Annotated in this window: 18 protein-coding genes, 1 other RNA gene and 1 riboswitch; of the genes, 1 reads left to right on the forward strand and 18 read right to left on the reverse strand. The window is 65.1% G+C overall.

What is annotated here, in order from left to right:
* Positions 1-38: 38 nt before the first annotated feature.
* The 7 genes from BN3270_RS07730 to BN3270_RS07760 form a co-directional block, all read right to left on the reverse strand.
* Positions 39-2060 (reverse strand): methionine--tRNA ligase, encoded by a 2022-nt coding sequence (locus BN3270_RS07730; protein WP_058986534.1) that lies wholly within the window; start codon positions 2058-2060, stop codon positions 39-41.
* Entirely contained in the window at positions 2041-3021 is a 981-nt protein-coding gene (sppA, locus tag BN3270_RS07735) for a signal peptide peptidase SppA (RefSeq protein ID WP_058986535.1), read from the reverse strand. Before sppA ends, BN3270_RS07730 begins: the two co-directional genes overlap by 20 nt.
* Before the next feature lie 9 nt (positions 3022-3030).
* Positions 3031-4941, reverse strand: coding sequence for a transcription termination factor Rho (rho, locus tag BN3270_RS07740; RefSeq protein WP_058986536.1), 1911 nt, complete (start codon positions 4939-4941; stop codon positions 3031-3033).
* Positions 4942-5628 (reverse strand): transaldolase family protein, encoded by a 687-nt coding sequence (locus BN3270_RS07745; protein ID WP_058986537.1) that lies wholly within the window; start codon positions 5626-5628, stop codon positions 4942-4944.
* 248 nt (positions 5629-5876) lie between these two features.
* Positions 5877-6671 (reverse strand): bifunctional hydroxymethylpyrimidine kinase/phosphomethylpyrimidine kinase, encoded by a 795-nt coding sequence (gene thiD, locus BN3270_RS07750; RefSeq protein ID WP_058986538.1) that lies wholly within the window; start codon positions 6669-6671, stop codon positions 5877-5879.
* Positions 6672-6770: 99 nt separating this feature from the next.
* Entirely contained in the window at positions 6771-8723 is a 1953-nt protein-coding gene (gene thiC, locus BN3270_RS09350) for a phosphomethylpyrimidine synthase ThiC (RefSeq protein WP_082673429.1), read from the reverse strand.
* A riboswitch (TPP riboswitch) is annotated at positions 8712-8822 on the reverse strand. It overlaps the preceding gene by 12 nt.
* Before the next feature lie 89 nt (positions 8823-8911).
* Entirely contained in the window at positions 8912-9589 is a 678-nt protein-coding gene (locus tag BN3270_RS07760) for a thiamine diphosphokinase (protein WP_058986539.1), read from the reverse strand.
* A gap of 148 nt (positions 9590-9737) precedes the next feature.
* Here BN3270_RS07760 and rnpB point away from each other — a divergent pair.
* Positions 9738-10077, forward strand: an RNA gene (rnpB, locus tag BN3270_RS09130) — RNase P RNA component class A.
* A 124-nt stretch (positions 10078-10201) separates the two neighbouring features.
* Here rnpB and BN3270_RS07765 read toward each other — a convergent pair.
* The 11 genes from BN3270_RS07765 to BN3270_RS07815 form a co-directional block, all read right to left on the reverse strand.
* Entirely contained in the window at positions 10202-11002 is an 801-nt protein-coding gene (locus BN3270_RS07765) for a DivIVA domain-containing protein (RefSeq protein ID WP_058986540.1), read from the reverse strand.
* Positions 11003-11049: 47 nt separating this feature from the next.
* Complete coding sequence (locus tag BN3270_RS07770; protein WP_058986541.1) at positions 11050-11307, reverse strand: YggT family protein; 258 nt, start codon at positions 11305-11307, stop codon at positions 11050-11052.
* A 30-nt stretch (positions 11308-11337) separates the two neighbouring features.
* The gene (locus tag BN3270_RS07775) at positions 11338-12279 is read right to left on the reverse strand and encodes a cell division protein SepF (protein ID WP_271711963.1); all 942 of its coding nucleotides are present in this window, start codon (positions 12277-12279) and stop codon (positions 11338-11340) included.
* A gap of 65 nt (positions 12280-12344) precedes the next feature.
* Positions 12345-13034 carry a YggS family pyridoxal phosphate-dependent enzyme gene (locus BN3270_RS07780; RefSeq protein WP_058986543.1) on the reverse strand — a complete coding sequence of 230 codons (690 nt, stop codon included), beginning with the start codon at positions 13032-13034 and terminating at the stop codon, positions 12345-12347.
* Positions 13035-13142: 108 nt separating this feature from the next.
* Positions 13143-13976, reverse strand: coding sequence for a purine nucleoside phosphorylase YfiH/LACC1 family protein (locus BN3270_RS07785; RefSeq protein ID WP_058986544.1), 834 nt, complete (start codon positions 13974-13976; stop codon positions 13143-13145).
* A 14-nt stretch (positions 13977-13990) separates the two neighbouring features.
* Entirely contained in the window at positions 13991-15106 is a 1116-nt protein-coding gene (ftsZ, locus tag BN3270_RS07790) for a cell division protein FtsZ (protein WP_058986545.1), read from the reverse strand.
* 154 nt (positions 15107-15260) lie between these two features.
* Entirely contained in the window at positions 15261-16166 is a 906-nt protein-coding gene (locus BN3270_RS07795) for a cell division protein FtsQ/DivIB (RefSeq protein ID WP_271711964.1), read from the reverse strand.
* 115 nt (positions 16167-16281) lie between these two features.
* A complete protein-coding gene (gene murB / locus BN3270_RS07800) occupies positions 16282-17205 on the reverse strand; it encodes a UDP-N-acetylmuramate dehydrogenase (protein ID WP_058986546.1) in 924 nt (307 codons plus the stop codon).
* 3 nt (positions 17206-17208) lie between these two features.
* The gene (gene murC / locus BN3270_RS07805; protein ID WP_058986547.1) at positions 17209-18621 is read right to left on the reverse strand and encodes a UDP-N-acetylmuramate--L-alanine ligase; all 1413 of its coding nucleotides are present in this window, start codon (positions 18619-18621) and stop codon (positions 17209-17211) included.
* Positions 18622-18682: 61 nt separating this feature from the next.
* Positions 18683-19780 (reverse strand): undecaprenyldiphospho-muramoylpentapeptide beta-N-acetylglucosaminyltransferase, encoded by a 1098-nt coding sequence (murG, locus tag BN3270_RS07810; RefSeq protein WP_058986548.1) that lies wholly within the window; start codon positions 19778-19780, stop codon positions 18683-18685.
* A complete protein-coding gene (locus BN3270_RS07815) occupies positions 19777-21015 on the reverse strand; it encodes an FtsW/RodA/SpoVE family cell cycle protein (protein WP_058986549.1) in 1239 nt (412 codons plus the stop codon). The genes murG and BN3270_RS07815 overlap by 4 nt, the downstream gene beginning before the upstream one ends.
* Positions 21016-21017: the final 2 nt, after the last annotated feature.

A 21017-nucleotide genomic window follows, 5' to 3' on the forward strand; every position in this document is an offset into this window, starting at 1 on the left:
CGAGGGGGCGGAGCCGCAAGACCCCGCCCCCTTTGGTGCTATTTCTTGAACTGGCTCGGATGGGCCGCGAAGAAGTCGAAGCGCGGCGGAAGCTCGCGCACCTGATGACGACGCGCCTCGAGCTCGGCGGCGCCGCAGAGCTCTTCCATGCTTTCGAAATCGTAGTTCCAGCTGAAGAAGTCGGAGAAATCGAAATTCATGTAATCGCAGATGGTCTCGCAGCCCCGCGGCACGACCGGATGCATGAGCAGGGTGCAGACGCGCAGGAGGTAGAAGCTGTCGACGAGCACCTGGCGGCGACGGGCCTCGTCGCCCGTGCGCTCGACGTCCCGGATGTTGTCGCTCCAGTACTTGTTGCCGTAGCGGATGAACTCGTCCATGAGCGACATGATCGAATGGAGCTCGACCCGATGCATGATCTCGTCGTAGCGGGCGATCGCGTCGAGCGCATGCTCTTTCACCGCAGGCGTCACCGCGCCCAGAGGCAGATAGCAGTCGAAGTTCTTCTTGGCTTCGTAGAAGCAGCTGCGGGCCAGGCGGTTGAAGACCTTGGTGAGCAAGGCCCCTTCCTTCAGGACCGGATCGGCCACGCGCGGGTCGGTGCGCTTGGCTTCGTCGGGATCGAAGGGCTTGGGCTTGAAGCCGCAGGGCTTCTGGTCGAGCCCTAAGGCGAGCCAATGGGCGCGCAGCTGCTCGGGGGTGTAGTAGTCGAGCAGCTCGTCGGCACTCGGCGGCTTGACGGCGCCCGACGAAGAGGCCTTCTTGTTGCCGAAGAGCATATGGTAGTTGGCGATGAGCTTGCTCTGGCGCAACTGGTTGCCCGTGGGATGGACCGCAGGCTCACCGGTGCCCTGCAGGGCCGCCCACATGGCCGGCTGGGCGATGCCGTAGAAGTAGATATTGTCCTGGCCGATGAACTGGTAGACCTGGGCATCGTCGCTGCACCAGAAGCGCTCCCAGTCCTCGCGGGGCAGGCCGCGAGCGTCGTTGGCCGCAATCGTGAACGAGATCGGGGCCCACAGGCTTTCGGGCCAGCACCAGACCGTCAGGTCGTTGGGGCCGTCGAGGTCGGGGGCTTTCACGCCCCAGGCGATGTTGCCCGTGATGCGGAAGGGCACGAGCGCCTTGCCCGTGCGGAAGCGGATGCCCGCCGCCGAAAGGACGCCGCGCGCCTGGTCGCGATCTTCGATCGAGGAGAACTCGAGCTCGAAGCTGTGCTTGCCCTTTTCCGCTGGACGGTAGGTGTGCTCGGGCAGGTCCTGCTGGACTTCGAGATAGGACTCGAGCGCTTCGTTTTTGACGAAGATGATAGGGGGAACGAGGAATTCCTTGACCGTATCGGTCACGACGCTGCGCACGTTGGGGTCGAGTTCCTCGTCTTCCACGAGCTTGCGCAGATAGTCGGCGAAATTGGGCAAATCGAAGTACCAGTTCTCGACCGGGCGCATCTCGGGCACCGTGCCGGTGATCGAGGATTTGGGCGCGATGAGGTCGGAGGGGTTGTACTGGTGGCCCAGATCGCATTCGTCGGCGTAGGCCTTCTCGCTCTTGCAGCCCTGCACGGGGCAGCGCCCCTGGACCTGGCGGCCGTTCAGGAAGGTATGGGCCTGAGCGTCGTAGAACTGCAGGGTCGACTCTTTGTGCAGGTGGCCGTTGCGGTAGAGCCGGGTGATCAGGTCGTCCGAAAGCTCCTGGTGCACCTCGGCCGCATGCCCGATGCCGCTGCCCTCGAAGATGTCGAGGCTGATGTCGTAGGATTCGAGCGTGTGCTTCTGCTTGTCGTGATTGGCCTGCACGTAGTCTTCGATTGTGCCGTCGAATTCCCCGGCTTCGACCAGCTTGCGATAGCCTTCGTTGATCGGCGAGCCGAAGCAGTCGGTACCCGACACGAAGCGCACGTTATCGGCGCCGATGCGGTCGCGCAGAAAGCGCGCGAAGCAGTCGGCCGGAACGAACACCCCGCCCACATGGCCGAAGTGAAGCGCCTTGTTGCCGTAGGGCATGCCCGCGGTCACCACCGCGCGCTTGGGCCACGAGGTGCTAGTCTGCGGTTCCGTCATTGCGTGTCAGCTCCTTTATCGCAGCGGCAAGGGCTAAGGCCCCGTCGCTTTGGTGGGTGGAAGAGGAAAGGCCCAGCATGTCCGCCAGCGAATCGTCGGGTAGGGCAAGGGTCGTCGTATGGTAATTGTCCCCCACCCCGGCCAGTTCAGCCGCTTTCTTCACGGCATCTTCGCGCGAGCCCACCGCATCGGCAAGGCCGTTTTCCACCGCCTCGTCGCCGGTGAAGGTGAGCCCGGTGGCGAGTGCGTCGACCGCGTCGATGGTCATGCCGCGCCCCTGGGCCACGTTCTGCACGAACACGCGATTCACCTGGTCGATCTGGTCTTGGTAGTAGGCCCGCTCCTCATCGGTGAGGGGACGCGACCCGTAGGTCGAATCCTTGCTTTCGGCGCTTGCGATGTTGTCGACCTTGATACCGAGCAAATCGAGCAGGCCCGAGTAGTCGATCGTCTGCATGACCGTGCCGATCGAGCCGATGTCGGTCGTGTGGGCCACGTAGATGTAGTCGGCCTGCGAAGAGATCTCGTAGGCCGCGCTCGCGTTGAGCGAAGCGCTCGACACGGTGATCGGCTTGCTGAAGTCCCGCACGTAGGCGGCCATTTCCTCGCCGGCCGTGGCCGTGCCCCCGCCCGAGTTCACGCGCAGGACGACCCCCTTGATGTTGTCGTCCGCCTCGGCCTGGTCGAGCAGCCGCTTGATACCCTCGGGGCTGCACGCGGACCCGTCGTAGGCGATCGAGCCGGAAAGGTTGATGACCGCGATCGAATTGGGCTCGTGAACCTCTCCCCCGTCGAATGCGAACGCCCGCACGCAGGAATTCGCTTGAAAGGCGAAGAGCGCGAGCAGGGCTGCCACGACGACCGCGCAGATCCAGCCGGCCGGCACGCGGCGCTTGGGGCCGCGCGTCGGGGGCTGCGCGATCGGGGGAAGGGGGACCTGGGGCTGGTTCTCTGCGGGCATCGAGGGCTCCTAGAGTTCGAAGTTCTCGTCCATGCGGCGGCTCTGCGCCTTCTTGGCCGTGCGCAAGAGGAACTCGCGGTTGGTTTCCGTCTGCTTGAGGGACTTGATGAGCATGTCCATGGCGCGCTCGGAATTGTTCATGTTGGCGAGAATGCGACGGACCGCCCAGATGAGCGGGGCCTCCTGGGGGTCGAGCAGAAGGTCTTCCTTGCGGGTGCTGCTGGCCACCGGGTCGATGGCCGGGTAGATGCGGCGATCGGCCAGGTTGCGGTCGAGCCGAAGCTCCATGTTGCCCGTGCCCTTGAACTCTTCGAAGATGACCTCGTCCATCTTCGAACCCGTGTCGATCAGGGCGGATGCGAGGATGGTCAGGCTGCCGCCGTGCTCGATGTTGCGGGCCGCGCCGAAGAACTTCTTGGGCGGATAGAGGGCCGTGGAATCGACGCCGCCGGAAAGGATGCGGCCGCTCGCGGGTTGGGCCAGGTTGTAGGCGCGGGCCAGGCGGGTGATCGAGTCGAGCAGGATCACGACGTCCTGCCCCATCTCGACGAGCCGCTTGGCGCGCTCGATGACCATTTCGGCCGCCGCGATGTGGTTTTCACTGGGCATGTCGAAGGTCGACGAGATGACCTCGCCCTTGATCGACCGCTGCATGTCGGTGACCTCTTCGGGTCGCTCGTCGACGAGCAGACACATGAGGTGGCATTCGGGGTTGTTTTCGGAAATGGAGGCGGCGATCTGCTTCAGGACCGTGGTCTTGCCCGCCTTGGGCGGGGACACGATCAGGCCGCGCTGGCCCTTGCCGATCGGGGCCGCCAGATCGATCACGCGCGAGGTGATCGACGATCGGCCGTGCTCCATGACGAGGCGCTCGTCGGGGTACACCGGGGTGAGCTCGCGGAAATGCGGGCGGAGCTTGGCGGCTTCGGGGTCGAGCCCGTTGACGGTGTAGACCTTCTGAAGGGCGGCGTACTTTTCGTTGCTGCGGGCCGGGCGCACCTGGCCGGCGACGACGTCGCCCTTGCGCATGCCATGGCGGCGAATCGTCGAAAGGCCCACGTAGACGTCGTTCTCGCTCGGGAGGTAGCCTTCGGTGCGCAGGAAGCCGTACCCGTCGGAGAGGATGTCGAGCACGCCCGACACGTCGATGAAGCCCTCTTTCTTCATCGTGCCCTCGTAGACGGCTTGCACCAGCTCGGCCTTCTTCAGGCCCTTGACGTCAAGCTCGAGTTCGGCTGCCTTCTCGCGCAGCTCGGCTACCTTGAGCTTGGAGAGCTCTTCGACCGACACATCGGGCGTGACCTCGCGGTTGCCGTGCTGCTTGTTGCGCCCGTGCCGCCGGTTGCCGTTGCCCGGGGCAGACCCCTGCTTGGGATTGTTCTTTCCGTTGCGGGATCGGTTCTGCTGGTCGCGGTCCTTCTGGCCGCCGTGGTCCTTCTGGGACGACCGCTCTTTCTGGGAGGCGTGTTCTTTGGAAGGCTCGCCGTTCTGAGAGCGCACGCTGCGGCGCTTGGCGCGCACGGCCGACGAACGACGGCCGGGACGCGCATCGTCTTCGGCACGAGACGCATCGACGGCCTCGGGAGCATCGCTCGTCTTCGCGCTGCGGCGCGGTTTCTTGGCCGTCCCCCCTTCGGATGCGGGCTCTGCCGCGGGGGCCGCGGGGGCCTCGGCGACTTCCTTGGCCGGCTCTGCCGCGTCTTCGACGGGAGTCGCCTTCTTGGTGGAGCGCCTGCGCGCAGGAGCCTTGGCCGGTTTCTCCCCCGCTTCGTCGGCGGCGGGCGCCTCTTGCGCGGCAGCCTTGGCGCGCGTGCGCGAAGCGCGGCGGACGGGTTTCTTGGGCGCAGATTCGGCCCCCGCCTCGGCGGCAGGTGCGGGTGCGGGCGTTACGGGTGCGTCGATGGTATCGGTGTCTGGCATTTAAGCGTTCTGCACTTTCTCCCAATCCTTCAGGAATGCGTCGAGGCCGCGGTCGGTGAGCGGATGCTGCACCATCTGCTTGAGCACCTTGAAAGGAACGGTGGCGATGTCGGCGCCCATGAGGGCGCACTGGGTCACGTGGTTGGCGCTACGGATGGACGCGGCGATAATCTCGACCTGCTCGCCGTTGACCGTATTGTCGGTGAAATCGTAGTTGTTGATGGCGGCGACGATGTTGCCCACCTGCTCGAGGCCGTCTTCCGAAATGTCGTCGAAACGCCCGATGAAGGGGGAGATGTAGCGAGCACCGGCGCGGGCGGCAAGAATGGCCTGCGGCACGCTGAAGCACAGGGTCATGTTGACGCGCACGCCCTGGCCGGCCAGTTCGTGGGTGGCGGCCAAGCCTTCGACCATCGTGGGGATCTTCACCACGATGTTGGGGGCGATGTCGGCGAGCTCGAGGCCGTCGCGGACAATCTCGTCGCGGGTCATGGCCACGCTTTCGGCGGAGACGGGGCAGTTGGGGCCGACGATCTCGCAAATGCGCTTCATGTGGTCATGGAAATCGGACAGCTTGCCGCCGATCTTGGCGTAGAGCGAGGGATTGGTGGTAACACCGGCAAGCGCACCCCAGCTCGCAGCTTCTTCGATTTCGTTCAGGTCGGCAGTATCCAGGAAGAACTTCACGTGGAACCCTCTCCTATCGGGAACATGACGCACATGACGAGCAGAGGCCAACAACGGGCGGTATGTGCGCAGGGAATGGAAGACGACTCGCGGCCTGGTGCGCGAATCATTCGTAATAGTACCAAATGCGCCCGCGGGCGCAAGGCGGAACTTGGCCGAATGCGCATGAAAACGCCCCGCTCGCGGACCCGAAGGCCGACGGCGGGGCGTGTGCGGAGCGTAAGGGAAGGATTTCCCGAAGACGCCGATCAGCGATACTGCCACATGTGGTCGATGGGGCCTGCGCCGCGCCCCATGCCCAAGTCGCACTCGAGCGCGCCCGTGACGTACTGTTTGGCCTTGGACACGCTCGCCTGGACGTCGAAGCCCGCAGCCAAGCCGCAGGCGATCGCGCTCGATAACGTGCAGCCCGTGCCATGGGTGTTGGGCGTGTCGATGAGCTTATGGGGCAGCCACACGCAGCGCCCGTGCTCGGTGAGCAGGAGGTCGTCTGCCGTATCGCTCGCATGCCCGCCCTTGACGAGCACCCAGGCGCCCGCCCGCATCTTGCCCTGAATGGCGCGGGCGGCCTCTTCGCGGTCCTCGCGCGTGGCGATCTCCCTACCGGCGAGCACTTGAGCTTCGGGAATGTTGGGCGTCACGATTTCCGCGAGCGGCAGAAGGTGGGCGACGATACCGGCCACGGCCGGGGAATCCGCGAGCGTCGCCCCGCTCGTGGCGACCATGACCGGGTCGAGCACCACATGCGCGGCATCGGCCGCGACGAGGCCGGCGGCGATGGCTTGGGCCGCATCGGAGGTGGGGACCATGCCGATTTTCACGGCGTCGGGACGGATGTCAGCGAAGACGCTGTCCATCTGGGCGCGGATGAAGGCGGGCTCGATGGGCAGCACGCCCGCAACGCCGGTCGTGTTCTGGGCGGTAAGGGCCGTGATCACGGTTTCGGCGTAGAGCTTGTGGCTTGCGATGGTCTTGATATCGGCTTGGATGCCGGCGCCGCCGCTCGCGTCTGATCCGGCGATGGAAAGAACTGCGGGAATCATGGGGGTTATGCTCCTCTCTCGCGCACATGCGCGGTTTCCTTAGGAAAAGTGTAACCCAACTTCCCCCTTCTCGCAGCCGTTCCCGCCCGCACGCAGGGCCTACGCCCCGAAGGTGCGCTCGCAGACGAGGCGCAGGTCGCGCGTGGCGCCCTCGCAGTCGTCGGAGGCGAAGATCGCCGACACGACCGCGGCCCCCGCCGCACCGGAGCCTTTCAAGCTGGGAATCGTCTCGAGGTTGCAGCCGCCGATTGCAACGACGGGGATGGACACCGCCTGGCAGATCGCGCGGAACTCTTCGGGCGACAGGGCCCAGCTTTCGGGCTTGGTGGGCGTTGCGACGACGGCGCCGACGCCCAAATAGTCGGCGCCTGCCCGTTCGGCTTCGATGGCCTCCTCGACCGTCTGGCACGACACGCCGACGATCTTGTCCGGGCCGAGGGCTGCGCGCGCGGCGGCGCACGAGGCGTCATCCTGGCCCACGTGCACGCCGTCGACGTCGGCTTCCTTGGCAGCCGCGACGTCGTCGTCGATCACGAAGGGCACGCCCGCCTGCGCGCAGAGGGGCTTGAGGGACTTGGCCATAGCGACGATCTCGTCATGGGAGGCGTCCTTGGCGCGCAGCTGCACGAAGGTCGCCCCGCCCGCGATCGCCTGCTCGATGCAGGAGGCAAGCGTTCGGTCGCCCAGCCACCGGTCGTCGGACACGGCGTAGAGGAGCAGGTCGCTCGGCTCGAAGGCGTCGCGCGGCGCCTTCTTATTGCCGCCGAACTTTTCAGGCAGGTTATCGAGGACCCGGTTGACCGTGCGCACCGAGCACATCTCGCCGCACATGGTGCAGGTGCCCTCGACCGAAGGAGGCGCGCTTTCGAAGACCGCGCGGGGCTTGACCGGGTCGATCGCCACGGCGAACATGTCATCCCAGTTCATGCGCCTGCGGGCATCAGCCATCTTGTCGTCGGCCTCGCGGGCGCCGGGCAGATGGTTGGCCAAATCGGCGGCGTGGGCGGCGATCTTGGCGGCGACGATGCCCTCGCGCACGTCGTCGGCGTCGGGCAGGCGCAGGTGCTCGGCAGGCGTCACGTAGCAGAGGAAGTCGGCCCCGTTGGCGGCCGCGATGGCCCCGCCGATCGCACTCGTGATGTGATCGTAGCCTGGCGCGACGTCGGTGACGAGCGGCCCGAGCACATAGAAGGGCGCGTTGTGGCACAAGCGCTTCTCGAGCTTCATGTTGGCGGCGATTTCGTCCATGGCCATATGGCCCGGACCTTCGACCATCACCTGAACGCCCGCATTCCACGCGCGCGTGGTCAGCTTCCCAATCTCGATGAGCTCGTCGATCTGGCCGGCGTCGGTCGAGTCGGCGATGCAGCCAGGGCGCATGGCGTCGCCTATGCTAATTGTCACGTCGTATTCGTGGAGGATGTCGAGAAGCTCGTCGTAGTGCTCGTAGAAGGGGTTCTCGTTGCCCGTCATCTGCATCCAGGCGAAGATGAGCGACCCGCCGCGCGACACGATGTTCATCGTGCGGCCGGTTTCGAGAAAGGAATCGACCGTGCGGCGGTTGATCCCCGCATGGATCGTCACGAAGTCGACGCCGTCTTGGGCATGGGCGCGCACCACCTGCAGGAAATCGTCAGCCGTGATGGTTTCGAGCGGCTTTTCCAGGTAGCCCAGCGCGTCGTACATGGGCACCGTGCCGATCATCGCCGGCGACTTTTCCACGAGCTTGCTGCGGAAGGGATGGGTCTTGCCGCAGTTGGAGAGGTCCATGATCGCTTCGGCGCCGTAGGCGATCGCGAGATCGACCTTCTTCCACTCCTCGGGCTCGTCGGCGCGGTCTCCCGACACGCCCAGGTTCACGTTGATCTTGGTGCGCAGACCCTCGCCCACGCCTTCGGGCGACAGGGCGGTATGGCGGACGTTGGCGGGAATCGCGATCGACCCGCGCGCCACCCGCTCGCGGACGACCTCGGGATCGAGGCCCTCCTTTTCGGCGACAATCTTCATCTGCTCGGTTACGCGCCCGGCGCGCGCAGCGTCTATCTGCGTCATGATGCTCCCTTCGTTGGCATTGTCCACATCAGGTTCATGGGGTCGAAGCGCGCTTCCGCTCCCTCTCAGCCCGATCTTCGAGCTCCCCCGTTCGCATATGCGCGAACCGCCCCATTATAGAGCCGAATCGGCGGCCCGCCGCAGACGCGCCACGCGAAGGGTACAGGACGCGCACGAATCGGCAGATGCTAGCCGCGCCGGCAGATGCGGAAGGCGGCGTCGGCGGCGGTCACGACGACGTTGCCCGCCGCAACCTCGAGGGCAGCCGCTTCTCCGGTGAACTCGTTGGAAAGCCCGCGGGACACGTCGTCGGGAAGGAGGGCCCGATCGAGTTCCCAACGCAGCCCGCGCTCGCTTACCTGGGCTGTGCCCCCGTAGGCAAAGACCGACAGGTAGCGGCCGTAGAGGCCCGCATCGAGGGTCGCGGGGTCGAAAGCGGGAAAGCCCAGACGGGCCGTCGCTGGAGATGCGGAATCGAGCACGCAGAGGCCGAAAGCGGGTCCCACGCCCAGGGCGACCACACCCCGACGCGCGAGGCCGGCGAGTAACTGGATGTTGGCGAGCGTGTGGTCGAGGCGGCGCGAGAGGCAGCCGTAGAGCACGAGCTCGTCGGCGCCGCGGGCAAGGGCGAGGGAGCAGGCCAGTTCCATATCGCTTTCGTCTTTGGCGGCCGGGAAGGTTTCCACGAAAGGAGCACGGGGCACGAAACCGAGGGAGTCGAAGTCGCCGAGGGCGATATCGGGGATGACGCCCCAGCTGTCGAGTTTGGCAAAGCCCCGGTCGACGGCGATCACGCCGTCGAAGGTTCGTTGGCTGAAATCCTCGTAGTTGAAATCGACCGCCCCTACCAAGGCATAGCGCTTCATAACCCTCCCCGCTCTCGCTTAACCCAGGAACCGCTGATACCGACGCCCTGCTAGCGGCACGTGACGATGCGTCGAAGACTGTGGGCAGCGTGTGGCCCGGAAGGCTGCGCGCTGCATGCGCCTTCGGCTTTTGCTAGAATACCCATTCGGAGCGGGCCGGACAACCGCGTGAAACAGTGAGGAAAGTCCGGGCTTCAAAGGACAGGATGCCAGCTAACAGCTGGGCGGGGCGACCCGACGGATCAGTGCCACAGAAAAGAAGACTCCCCTGCATGCAGGAGAAAAGCTGAAACGGTGCGGTAAGAGCGCACCAGCGCGCCAGCAATGGCGTGGCTTGGAAAACCCCATCCGAAGCAAACGCAAATAGGAACGCGATACGGCCGTCCTTCCGTGCGTTCGGGTTGCGCGCTAGAGGCGCACGGCGACGTGCGCAGTAGATAAATGGTTGTCTTCAACGACAGAACCCGGCTTACACGCCCGCTCCGCTTCTTTGTTTCCGGCCCTTCGGGCCCGCACGTCCTTGGACGCAGACGGCACAGCGTCCCTCCCCTGCCTCGTCCCAAATGAAAAACGCCCGCAGAAGCGGGCGTTTTCAAAACTCACGGGGAAAGGCTAGTCGACGTCGTCGAACTCGAAGCCGTCGTCGGTGTCACCGAAACCGCTGAAGTCCTTCTCGACCTTCGAGGGCTTGGGTGCGGCAGGGGCGACCACCGAAGAGGAGGTCACGTTCGGGGTCGTGTAGGTGGCCACGACTTCTTCGGGCGTGCTGGGGACGGCTTGCGCCGGTGCGGGCGCGGGCTTGGGCGCAGCTACCACCGTGCGGGGCGCGGCAAGCACATGGGAGGCGCGGTTGCCGCCCGCTTTGCCCGCCTGCAAATCGGACAGGATGTCCTGGGAGTTGCCGATGAAATCGGTCAGCATGTCGCTGAAACGGTCGCGCGCGGCTTCGCGGTCGTCCTCGAGCTTCTTGATTTGGTCGAGCACGCGCTGCTTTTCGGCATTGGCCTTGTCGAGGATGCGCTGAGCTTCATCGGTCGCATCCTGACGCGTGGTTTCCGCGGCGCCGTTGGCGTTGGCCAGGATCTCGTCGGCCGAACGCTGGGCGATGATGAGGGCCTGGGCGATCGCGTTGTCTTCGGCGTGATGCTCGGCAACCTGCTTTTCGAGCTGGGCGATGCGGGCGTCGCGTTCGTCGATGTCGCGCTGGCTGTATTCCCCACCCTGAGAGGAAGTCATCGCAACAGGCTGTGCCTGGGCGTCGGCGAGCTGACTTTCGAGCTGCGCGATGTTCGCATGGAGCTCGTCGAGATCGGAGGCAACGCGCTCGAGGAATGCATCGACCTCGTCGACGTTGTAGCCCTTACGCTCGATAGAGAAGCTCTGATTGTTCACATCGTCGGAAGTAAGTGCCATCTGACTACCTTTCGTTAGACACTTCGGTTAGCAAATTCAAAACGCCGCTATAACAGCCAGGCAAGAAAATCCACCGCCAATTGTAATACAACCAATGCGATGATGGGCGTGATATCGACCGTCCCGCCAATAGGGGGAATGAGCTTTTTGAACAGGCCCAAGTAGGGCTCGCAGATCTTCTCGAAGAAGAGCCTGATATCGGCGAGCACGCCGTCATGGGTGATCGGAATCCACGTGAGCACGCAGTAGATGACAATGATCAGCGAGTAGGCGTTGCCCAGCTCGACGATGATGCGACTGATCATGCGGGAACCTCTCCTTCTGCAGCCAAAAGGCTACATGACGCCTTTCGCACGCAGCGTCTTGATCTCGGTTTCGGTCAGGGCGTTGGGACGCGTGATCGCGAACACCTTGTCGGCGATGCAATCGACGCGGGCGTCGAGCGCACTGGCCACCCCGAACGAGAAGTCGAGGATGCGCTTGGCGAGCTGATTGGGGGTATCGTGCAAGCTCAGCACCACGGCATCGCCCGCCTTGAGCGTGCGCGCCACGTTCTCTACTTCAGCGTAGGCCTGAGGGGCGATCACGATCACCTCGCGCGTGGGCTTATGGGAGGCAGCTCCCGCGCCTTCGTAGGCCTGATAAGGGTCGTAGGCGGCATGTGCGCCTTTGGAAGCCCCGGTGGGCTGGAGGGCAGCGCGCGTGGGAGACGAATCGAAAAGGGAGTTGTAACCCGCATGGGAACGGCCGGAACGCGAAGCGGCCGTGGCGGCCTCTTCGTCTTCGCGCAAACGGTCCTTCTCTTCGGCGGGTACGCCGTCGATTTCTGCGCCCGAACGGGTGAAGTCGCTCGCACGGCCCACCGAGTTGCGCAGGGAGCCCGACCGATACGAGGACGAACGATAGGACCCGGACGAGGTTGAGGAAGACGAGCCTGCGGCCGGGGCCGCGTACTTGGTGGTGGCACGCACGTCATCCATGCTCACCAGGGCCGGATAACCCGAAGCGCTGCGGCGTTCGCCGAGGCTCTGGGAGGCACGCGAGGTGTAGGAGGATCGGCGGGGCCGGTTGGTCCCGGCGCTGCGCGTGGTCACCGAATCGTAGCGGGAGTCTATGTCGTTGGAGGATGCGGGACCGGCGGCGTCGTAGTCGTCGTAATCGTCGGCGTACTCGTCGTAATCGTCGAGGTAATCGTCGCCATAGCTACGCGAATCGCCAAACCCAAGGCGCTCCTTCAGGTTGCCCAGCATTCCGCCTCCGCGATTGAAACTTGGCATCTGCATCACTCCACTGTATCGAAAAGCCCCTTGTAAGGACTTTCTTACCTCGTACCGAACGTCACTTAGGCGAAATCTTCGCTAAAGATGGCGCGACCAATCCGTACCATGGTAGCCCCCTGCGCCACGGCGCGTTCCCAGTCCTCGCTCATCCCCATGGAAAGTTCAGACAAGAACGCGGCATCGGGACTGTCCCATTCCACGCGCATCCGGTCGCGTAGTTCGCGCAGGTCGGCGAAGCAGCGCTCGGCGACATCGAGGTCCCCTTGGGGCGCCATCGTCATAAGGCCGCGCACGCGCACATGGTCGAAGGCCTCGGTCGCGCGCAGGAGGCGGGGCACCTCCTGCGGCGCAGCACCGCCCTTCGACTCCTCCCCCGACACGTTGACTTCGATGAGGATGTCCTGCACCTTGCCGGCTTCCTGGGCCGCACGCTCGATGCGGGCCAGATGGTGCTCTTCGTAGACCGAATGGATGAGAGCGGCGCAGGGCACGATATCCTTGATGCGGCGCGACTGGACGTTACCGATGAAATGCCATTCTTCGTGCGGGTACCGGGCGTGACGGTCCATGATCTGGTCGGGACGGTTCTCGCCGAAGACGTGGGCGCCGGCATCGATGGCCTCCTGGATGCGCGGGGCCTCGACGGTTTTCGAAACCGCGATGAGCTTGACATCGTGCGGGTCGCGTCCGCAGCTGCGGCACACGTCGGCAAGGTGGGCGGCCACCTCTAGGTACTGAGCTCCAATAGGCATAGGGATCGCTTCCTTCGATGAAGAGAATGAGTTCAGGGCCAGTGTAGCCCATATACGGAGCCGTGCGCCGAAGAGACGGGCATCGCCACCGGATTGCGACGGCGCCCCTTAGCGCACACGGGCGGCGAAAGCCCCGTGCCTGCCGCAGACGCCGCCGCTCGCCCGGTAGGAATAGAAGCGGTCGGTGGTGCAAACGGTGCAGGCGTCGACGTCGGCGATGCGCTCGGGCACGACGCCCGCCGCGTGCAGGTCGCGGCGCAAACAGGCTCCCATATCGATATGGCGGGCATCGGGCGTGCAATCCGCCCCGAAGGTTGCGGCGAACTCGTCGCGCAGTTCAGGCGATACCTCGAAACAGTCCGCATGGATGTAGGGTCCGATATAGACGTTGCAGGCGCTTGCGTCGGCACCCTCGGCGCAGAGGGCCGAAAGAGCTTTGACGGCGATATGGGCGCGCACCCCGCGCCAGCCCGCATGGACCACGGCGACCGACCCGGTGGGAGCAACCAGGATAACCGGCGTGCAATCGGCAAAGCAGAGGAGGCCGCAAGCCTCGTCGGACGAGATGAGAAGGCCGTCGGCGCCGGTGGCGGCATCGGCACGGACATCTGCGAGACTGCGGGTCCCATCGATTGCGACAAGGCGGTCGCCGTGCACCTGCTTGGGCACGACCACCGGCACCCCGGCGAAGCCCAGGGCGCAGGCAAGCGCTTCCCGGTTGGCCTGCACGGCAGAAAGATCGTCACCCACATGCGACCCCAGGTTGAGGGAATCGAAGGCACCCTGGCTGGCCCCTCCCCCTCGTTCGGTGAAGGCCACGCGCACGCCCGTCTGGTCGAAGAGGGCCTCGTCGATATACGCGTAGAGGGGATGAGAAGATGCCGTAGACGCAAAACGACCGCGGGACAGGCGCGGCAGCGGCAGTCCGGCGGTCGTCGTCATGGTGAATCCTCGTTCTAGCGTTGACGCTTGAGGAAGTCGGGGATGTAGTCTTCGTCGGCAAAGCGCGAGCCGGTCGGGGCGTTGTAGGCGCTCTGCTGGACGGCGGGCGCAGGCTCCTTGGGGGCCGCCGTCGAAGCGAAGAGGTCGTTGTGATAGCCGATAGAGGACTGACCCTGGTCGGCCTTGAAACCGGTGGCGATCACCGTGATGCGCACCTGGTCGTCGAGGGATTCGTCGATGATCTGACCGTAGATGATGTTGGCGCTCTCGTCGGCGCAGGATTCCACCACGCCCGCCGCCTCGGCGACCTCGGACAGGGTGAGGTCGGGCGCGCCAGCGATAGAGAACAGGACGCGGGAAGCACCCGAAATGCCCGATTCGAGCAGACGCGAGTTGGTGGCCTGCTGGGCGGCGTCGAGCGCGCGGTTCTCGCCAGAGGCGATGCCGATACCCATCATAGCCGTGCCCGCATCCTTCATGACCGAACGGATGTCGGCGAAGTCGAGGTTGATGAGGCCGGGAATCGTGATGAGGTCGGTGACGCCCTGAATGCCCTGGCGAAGGGTGTCGTCGGCGATGCGGAAGGCATCGAGGATGCTCGTCTTCTTCTCGACGATTTCGAGCAGGCGGTCGTTGGGGATCACGATGAGGGTGTCGACCTTCTGGGAGAGCAGGTCGATGCCCTGCTCCGCCTGGTTGCGGCGCAAGCGGCCTTCGAAGCTGAAGGGCTTGGTCACAATGCCCACGGTAAGCGCGCCGATTTCCTCGCGCGCGATTTCCGCCACGACCGGAGCGGCGCCCGTGCCGGTGCCGCCGCCTTCGCCGGCGGTCACGAACACCATATCGGCTTCGGCGAGGGCATCGCGAATCTCGGAACGGCTCTCTTCGGCAGCCTGCGCACCCACCTCGGGGTTGGCGCCGGCACCGAGCCCACGAGTGAGCTCTTCGCCGATGTGGATGGTCTGATCCGCTTCAGACAGGAGCAACGCCTGGTGGTCGGTGTTGATCGCGATGAATTCGACGCCTTTGATACCGGCTTCCACCATACGGTTGACGGCGTTCGTACCGCCGCCGCCGACGCCCACTACCTTGATGACGGCGGGGCTATCGGTCCCAGTTTTAACGGTCATGTTCTTAATCCTCCACAGTGCCGCGTGTGCTCTGTCGTGCTCACGGAAATGAGTCTTGCATACAGCCGAATTGTACACGATGCCTTTTCCTTTGCAAACGAGAAGCCCGCGCCTGCGCAAGAGCCATACACCTGCGCAAACGACGGACGCACGCCTAAAGGGACCGCCAGGTGGGGCGGTCGGTCACGCGCACGTTGATGTAGGTGACGTCGGGGTGGGCGTTCATGAGTTCGAGGCAGACCTGCTCTTTCTGGCGCACCTCTTCGGCGGTTTCGGCCGAACCGAAGGCGATCTGCACGCCGTTGTCGAGCGTGATGATCGTGTTGGCCGCGTCGGTGGCCGACACGGTGGTCACGCGGTCGGACAGGTCGGTCGTGAGATGGGCGACGATGTCGAGCGCGTTGATCACGCTCTCGTCGCTGCAGTGGGCGCCGACGACCGGCTTGACGCCGTAGGGCACGTCGGTGATATGGAGCACATGGGACGCGTCCTCGTAGACCTGGTCGCTCACGCCCGCGCTGTCCGCGGACCCCTGATCGGGGATGGCGAGCAGCCAGGTTCCGTCGCTCGCGATGGCCCAGTGCTCGGTCTGCTGCCCTTCGGTGGAGGTCACGTCCACCACCGCCGCGATGGAGCGCTCGGTGATCGCGAGCTCGATCGTGTCGGGAAAGACGCGGTTGACCTGGGCATGGGATACCCAGGCGTTCGAGCTCAAGCGCGACTCGATGCCGGCGGTGTCTACGCGCAGCAAGGTAGTGCCTTGGGGGACCTGAGCGAGGTCGGTCAACTCGGTGGACGTGAGGTGCGAGGCCCCCGTCACCGTGACCTTGCTCACGGGGAACAGGTTCGAAAAGTAAAGGGCCACGTAGACGATCACGAGGGCGATCACAACGGCGAAGGCGATGCCCACACGGCGCACCCAGGGATTGGCAGCGACCGCACGGCGGGCCGTGGGCGCTGCGGGGGTCCGGGCGTCGCGGCGTAGGTCCCCCACGCGCACCGACGACATGTGCACCTGGTTGGGAGTACCCTTGCTGCCGCCCACGCTCACCTGGCGCACGCGCTGCTGGGCGCGCGCATCCTTCCGAGAGCGAGCGGCCCCGCGGCCCCGGGGCTCTCGGGTACGGGGAGCAGCCGACCGCGACGAACGGGCAGAGCGCGCACGCGCGCTGCGCTTACTGCGGGAATCCGAGGAAGCGGACCTCCGTTGTGAGTTCGATGCCATAGTGCTGCTTCACCTTTTGCTTCGCCTGGTCGATCAATGCTGCCACGTCGGCGGCGCAGGCGCCGCCCGTGTTAACGATAAAGTTCGCGTGCTTGGGAGAGATGCGCGCCCCTCCGATGCGCGCGCCCGAAAGCCCGGCGCCTTCGATGAGGGCACCGGCCGATTTCCCCTCGGGGTTGCGGAATACGCTCCCGCAGGACGGCTCGTCAAGCGGCTGTGTCCGTTTCCGACGCGTGAGCTTCTCTTCCATCTTGGCACGGATGAGGGCCTGCTCGGCCGGATTCACGGAGAGAACGCATTCCACGAGCACCTCGTCGGAGGGAAAGGACGTGTGCCGATAGCCCCATTCGACATCGCTCGCCCGGCGCGAGACGAGGCCCACGCCCGGTTGATAGGACGTCACGCGCACGACGCGGGCGCCGATCCACTCGGTGCGGGTGCCGGCGTTCATACGCAGGGCTCCCCCGACCGATCCGGGCGTGCCCACGGCGAATTCCAAGCCGCCCACCCCCTGGCGGAAGGCCTCCTGGACGATACGAGGCAAAGAAGCCGCGGCGCCCACCGTGAACTCGAGAGCGTCAGGGTCCCATATCCATTTCCTGAAGTCGCCGCCCAGAGTGACGACGACGCCGGGAAAGCCCGCGTCGGATACGAGCAGGTTGCTCCCCCGCCCCATGACGAACCAGTCAATCCCCTGTTCCCGGCAGGCGCCGAGCACCTCCGCAAGCGCCGAAAGAGAATCGGCGCGCACCCACACGCGGGCCGGACCCCCCACCCTGAGCGTCGTATGCCGGGAGAGGGGCTCATCGTAGCGAATCTCGCCGCAAAAGGAGTCGTCGGCGGCGAGGGCTCCGAGCAAGGCGTGCTTGGCCATGGCCTAGTTGGCCTCGCGCTGCTTGAGGGCGGCGATCAGCTCGGGGCCGACCTGGGTGACGTCGCCGGCCCCCATCGTGATCACGAGGTCGCCGGGACGGGCCACGTCGAGCATGGCGGGCACGGTGTCGAGTCGATGGGCCACGTAGTTCAGGGGCGGATGTTTGGCGGAATCGTTGAGCACGTCCATGAAGGTGCCGCCGTTGACGCCGGGCACGGGGGTCTCGCCCGCCGAATAGACGTTCATGAAGGTGACCGTGTCGGCCTCGTCGAAGGCATGGGCGAACCCGTCGCGCAAGACGTCGGTGAAGAGCTTGACGCGCGAGTAGCGATGGGGCTGGAAGAGCACGTGCACCCGTGCGAAGTCGAGCTTCTTGGCAGCGGCGATCGTCGCGGCGATTTCTGTGGGATGGTGGGCGTAGTCGTCGACGACCGTGACCCCGTCGGCCACGCCGACCAGGTCGAAGCGGCGACGAACGCCGGCGAATTCGGCCAAGGCGCGCGCCGCGGCCTCGACGTCTTCGCCCAGGGCCCACAGAAGGGTCAGGCAGCCGGCTGCGTTGAGCACGTTGTGACGGCCCGGATTCTGCTTGACCGAGCCCTCGACACGCGTGCCGTCGGGCAGCTCGAGGGCAAACAGGCTCCCCACCCCGTTGGCCTTCCACGAAAGGACGCGGCTGTCGGCGCCTTCGACCTCGCCATAGGTCACGACGCGCTTGCCCGTGGACCGGGCGAGCTCGACCAGGGTCGGATCGTCGTTGCAGACGACGACCACGCCCTCGTCGGGCACCTGGCCCATGAACTCCTTGAACTTGGCGCGAATCTCGTCGAGTCCGCTGTAGTGGTCGAGATGGTCGGCTTCGACGTTGGTGACGAGCACGCCGTAGGGATCGAGGTAGGTGAAGCTCTTATCGCTCTCGTCGGCTTCGACCACGTAGTAGGCCCCCGTGCCGGAATGGGCGTTGGAATGGTAAGCGCGCACGATGCCGCCGATGAGGAAGGTGGGATCCTCCCCCATCCCGTCGAGCGTCGAGGCCACCATCGACGACGTCGTGGTCTTGCCATGGGTACCGGCCACCGCCAGCGTCTTTTTGCCCACGCCGAGCGCGGCGAGCATCTGGGCGCGATGCCAAATGGTCAGATTGCGCTCTTTCGCGGCGATGAGCTCGGGGTTGTTGGGCAGGATCGCCGTGGACACCACGACGATGTCGGGGTCGGGGTCGCAGGGGATGTTGGCCGCATCCTGTCCGATGAAGACCTTGACGCCGGCCTCCTCGAGCTCGTGCGTGTAGCGGCTCTCGCGCAAGTCGGAGCCCGAAACGTCCATACCCTGGTCATGGGCGACGATGGCGATGCCGCTCATGCCCACACCGCCGACACCGATGAAATGAACCCGTTTGATCTGCTCTTCCGACATAGGACGCGCGCACCTTTCGCATGAAGGGGACGATTGATTCGAACCTGTATTGTAGCGCCTGTCAGCGCTTGGCGGCCTGGCTCACAACATCCGCCAATTTGGCCGCCGCATCACCCGTCTCGAACGAGGCCGCCGCGGCCCGCATGCGCTCGCGCACCGACGCATCGTCGACGAGCTGGCCGAGCAGGCGGGCGAATTCCGGCGTTTCGACCTTGTCGTCGTCGATCTCGAAGGCAGCGCCGGCGGCAACGTACTCCCGGGCGTTGGTCGCCTGATGATTGGCCGTCGCGTAGGGATAGGGCACGAGCAGGGCCGGAATCTGCAGGGCGGAAATCTCGGCGAGCGAGGTAGCGCCAGCGCGCGACACCACCATGTCGCAGGCAGCCAGCACCTGGCCCATCCGGTCTTCGTAGCCCACCACGGTCCACCGCTTGGCTTCCTCGTCGGTGAGGGCCAGCTGCGCCGTCACCGCATCGAGCTCCTTGGGGCCGGTGATATGACGGACGTAGAGGTTGGGGCGAGCGAGCAGGTCGGCCTTGCATGCGGCGAGAGCGGTATTGATGTGGCGGGCGCCCAAGCTGCCGCCGAAGACGACGAGCATGAGCTCGTCGTCGGGCACCCCGGCGTAGGCGCGGCCCGTCTCTCGCGTGGCATCGAAGACCGACCGGCGCACGGGGTTGCCCGTCACCACGGCCTTGGCGGGATCGACGGTCCCCCGACCAGCCACCTCATAGGTAAGGGCCACGCGTGCGGCCTTCTTCGCCAGATATTTGTTAGCCATGCCCATGATCGAGTTCTGCTCGTGCACGACCACGGGTACGCCCATCTGCTCGGCCGCGCGTCCCACCGGGATGCACACGTAGCCGCCGAAGCAGACCACGACGTCGGGCTTGATTTCAGCGAACCATTGCTTGGCCTTGCGCGTCGAGGCCGCGATCAATTTCACGGCATGGAAGATGCTCGCGGGATGGCTGCGGTTGAACCCCGCCGCCTCGAAGGCGGTGAAGGGGACCCCCGCTTGGGGAACCAAACGGGACTCGACGCCCTGGGGCGTGCCGGCGAAGTAGACGGTATGGCCACGACGCGCGAGCTCGTCGGCAAGGGCGAGGGCGGGGTTGATATGGCCGGCGGTGCCACCGCCGGAAACGACTACGTTCATCGCAGTCGGCTCCTTTCTCTCGAGCTGCGCGCGGGGTGCGGCGCAGGGGTCGGCGGCGGTCTCTTAAACACATCGAGAGGTGTAAAAGAGACAGAACCCCCACCCACCAACAGGAAAGACCCCAGCAAGGACGACCCACCGTTGGAAATGAAGGGCAAGGGCTTTCCCGTCGTGGGAAGAATGCCCACGACGCAGCCGATGTTCAAAAACGCCTGGAAAACGAGCATAACCGTACAGCCGCCTGCAATCATGGCCCCCATGCGGTCGGGCGCGTTGCGGGCGATCTGCAGGCCGCTGTAGCAGACGGCCATGAAGAGGACGACGACGACGATTCCGCCCACCATGCCGAGCTCGTTGCAGATAACGGCGAAGATGAAGTCGGTTTCGGCTTCGGGCAGGTAGAGGTACTTCTCGACGGAGTTGCCCAGCCCCACCCCGAACAGGCCGCCTTCGCCGATCGCATCGAAGGACCGGATGAGCTGGTAGCCCGTGCCGTAGGGGTCAGCATAGGGGTCGAGAAAGGCCATGCGATTCGAGCGATAGGGCGTCACGATGACCGAGAGGGCCGCAAAAGCCACGATGAGCCCCACCAGCGCGACAATAGGTTTCCACGACATACCGGAAAAGGCCGCCACGGCGATAATGCCCACCAGGCAGATTCCGGTCGTTCCCAGGTCGGATTGGGTCGCATAGAGCAGGCCCAAGGGCGCGACGACGACCCCGAGCATATACGCGGCAAGACGCACCTGGTCGATGGCGCCGTTTCGGTACTGATCGAACAGCTGGGCGGCGATGAGGACGAAGGCTACCTTGGCAAACTCCGAAGGCTGGAAGCTCACCGGGCCCAAGGTCAGCCACCGTTGGGCGCCCAGGCCCACGCTTCCGATTGCCGCCGTAAGCAGAAGCAAGATCACGCAGGCAACTCCATATCCGACGAGAAGCCCCCCGCGCCACTTGTAGTAGGGGATGAAGCGGGCAATGCCCGCGCAGACGGCCACGCTGAAAAGACAGATGGCAGCCTGCTTGACCAGATAGCTCGAAGTCGAAGAGCCTTCGTGCAGCGCTTCGACCGTCGATGACGAAAAGACCATGACCAAGCCTAAGAGAGTGAGCGCCGCGACGCACCCGATGAAGACAAGGCGCGGCATCACCGCGTCACGCGGGCCCGCGAAAAAGCCCGCAAACGCCCGGGGGCTGCGGCGCGCATGCACCGATGTCTGGGTACGGTTCTCCACCG

This window comes from Hugonella massiliensis (assembly GCA_001486445.1).
Classification (GTDB): domain Bacteria; phylum Actinomycetota; class Coriobacteriia; order Coriobacteriales; family Eggerthellaceae; genus Hugonella; species Hugonella massiliensis.

Coding starts and splice junctions, on each gene's coding strand:
- BN3270_RS07780 (WP_058986543.1), bottom strand. CDS start 13,034: ATGCCTATTGGAGCTCAGTACCTAGAGGTGGCCGCCCACCTTGCCGAC.
- BN3270_RS07770 (WP_058986541.1), bottom strand. CDS start 11,307: ATGATCAGTCGCATCATCGTCGAGCTGGGCAACGCCTACTCGCTGATC.
- murB (WP_058986546.1), bottom strand. CDS start 17,205: ATGGCCAAGCACGCCTTGCTCGGAGCCCTCGCCGCCGACGACTCCTTT.
- murG (WP_058986548.1), bottom strand. CDS start 19,780: ATGAACGTAGTCGTTTCCGGCGGTGGCACCGCCGGCCATATCAACCCC.
- BN3270_RS07765 (WP_058986540.1), bottom strand. CDS start 11,002: ATGGCACTTACTTCCGACGATGTGAACAATCAGAGCTTCTCTATCGAG.
- thiD (WP_058986538.1), bottom strand. CDS start 6,671: ATGATTCCCGCAGTTCTTTCCATCGCCGGATCAGACGCGAGCGGCGGC.
- BN3270_RS07775 (WP_271711963.1), bottom strand. CDS start 12,279: ATGCCAAGTTTCAATCGCGGAGGCGGAATGCTGGGCAACCTGAAGGAG.
- ftsZ (WP_058986545.1), bottom strand. CDS start 15,106: ATGACCGTTAAAACTGGGACCGATAGCCCCGCCGTCATCAAGGTAGTG.
- thiC (WP_082673429.1), bottom strand. CDS start 8,723: ATGACGCAGATAGACGCTGCGCGCGCCGGGCGCGTAACCGAGCAGATG.
- BN3270_RS07785 (WP_058986544.1), bottom strand. CDS start 13,976: ATGACGACGACCGCCGGACTGCCGCTGCCGCGCCTGTCCCGCGGTCGT.
- sppA (WP_058986535.1), bottom strand. CDS start 3,021: ATGCCCGCAGAGAACCAGCCCCAGGTCCCCCTTCCCCCGATCGCGCAG.
- BN3270_RS07760 (WP_058986539.1), bottom strand. CDS start 9,589: ATGAAGCGCTATGCCTTGGTAGGGGCGGTCGATTTCAACTACGAGGAT.
- BN3270_RS07730 (WP_058986534.1), bottom strand. CDS start 2,060: ATGACGGAACCGCAGACTAGCACCTCGTGGCCCAAGCGCGCGGTGGTG.
- murC (WP_058986547.1), bottom strand. CDS start 18,621: ATGTCGGAAGAGCAGATCAAACGGGTTCATTTCATCGGTGTCGGCGGT.
- rho (WP_058986536.1), bottom strand. CDS start 4,941: ATGCCAGACACCGATACCATCGACGCACCCGTAACGCCCGCACCCGCA.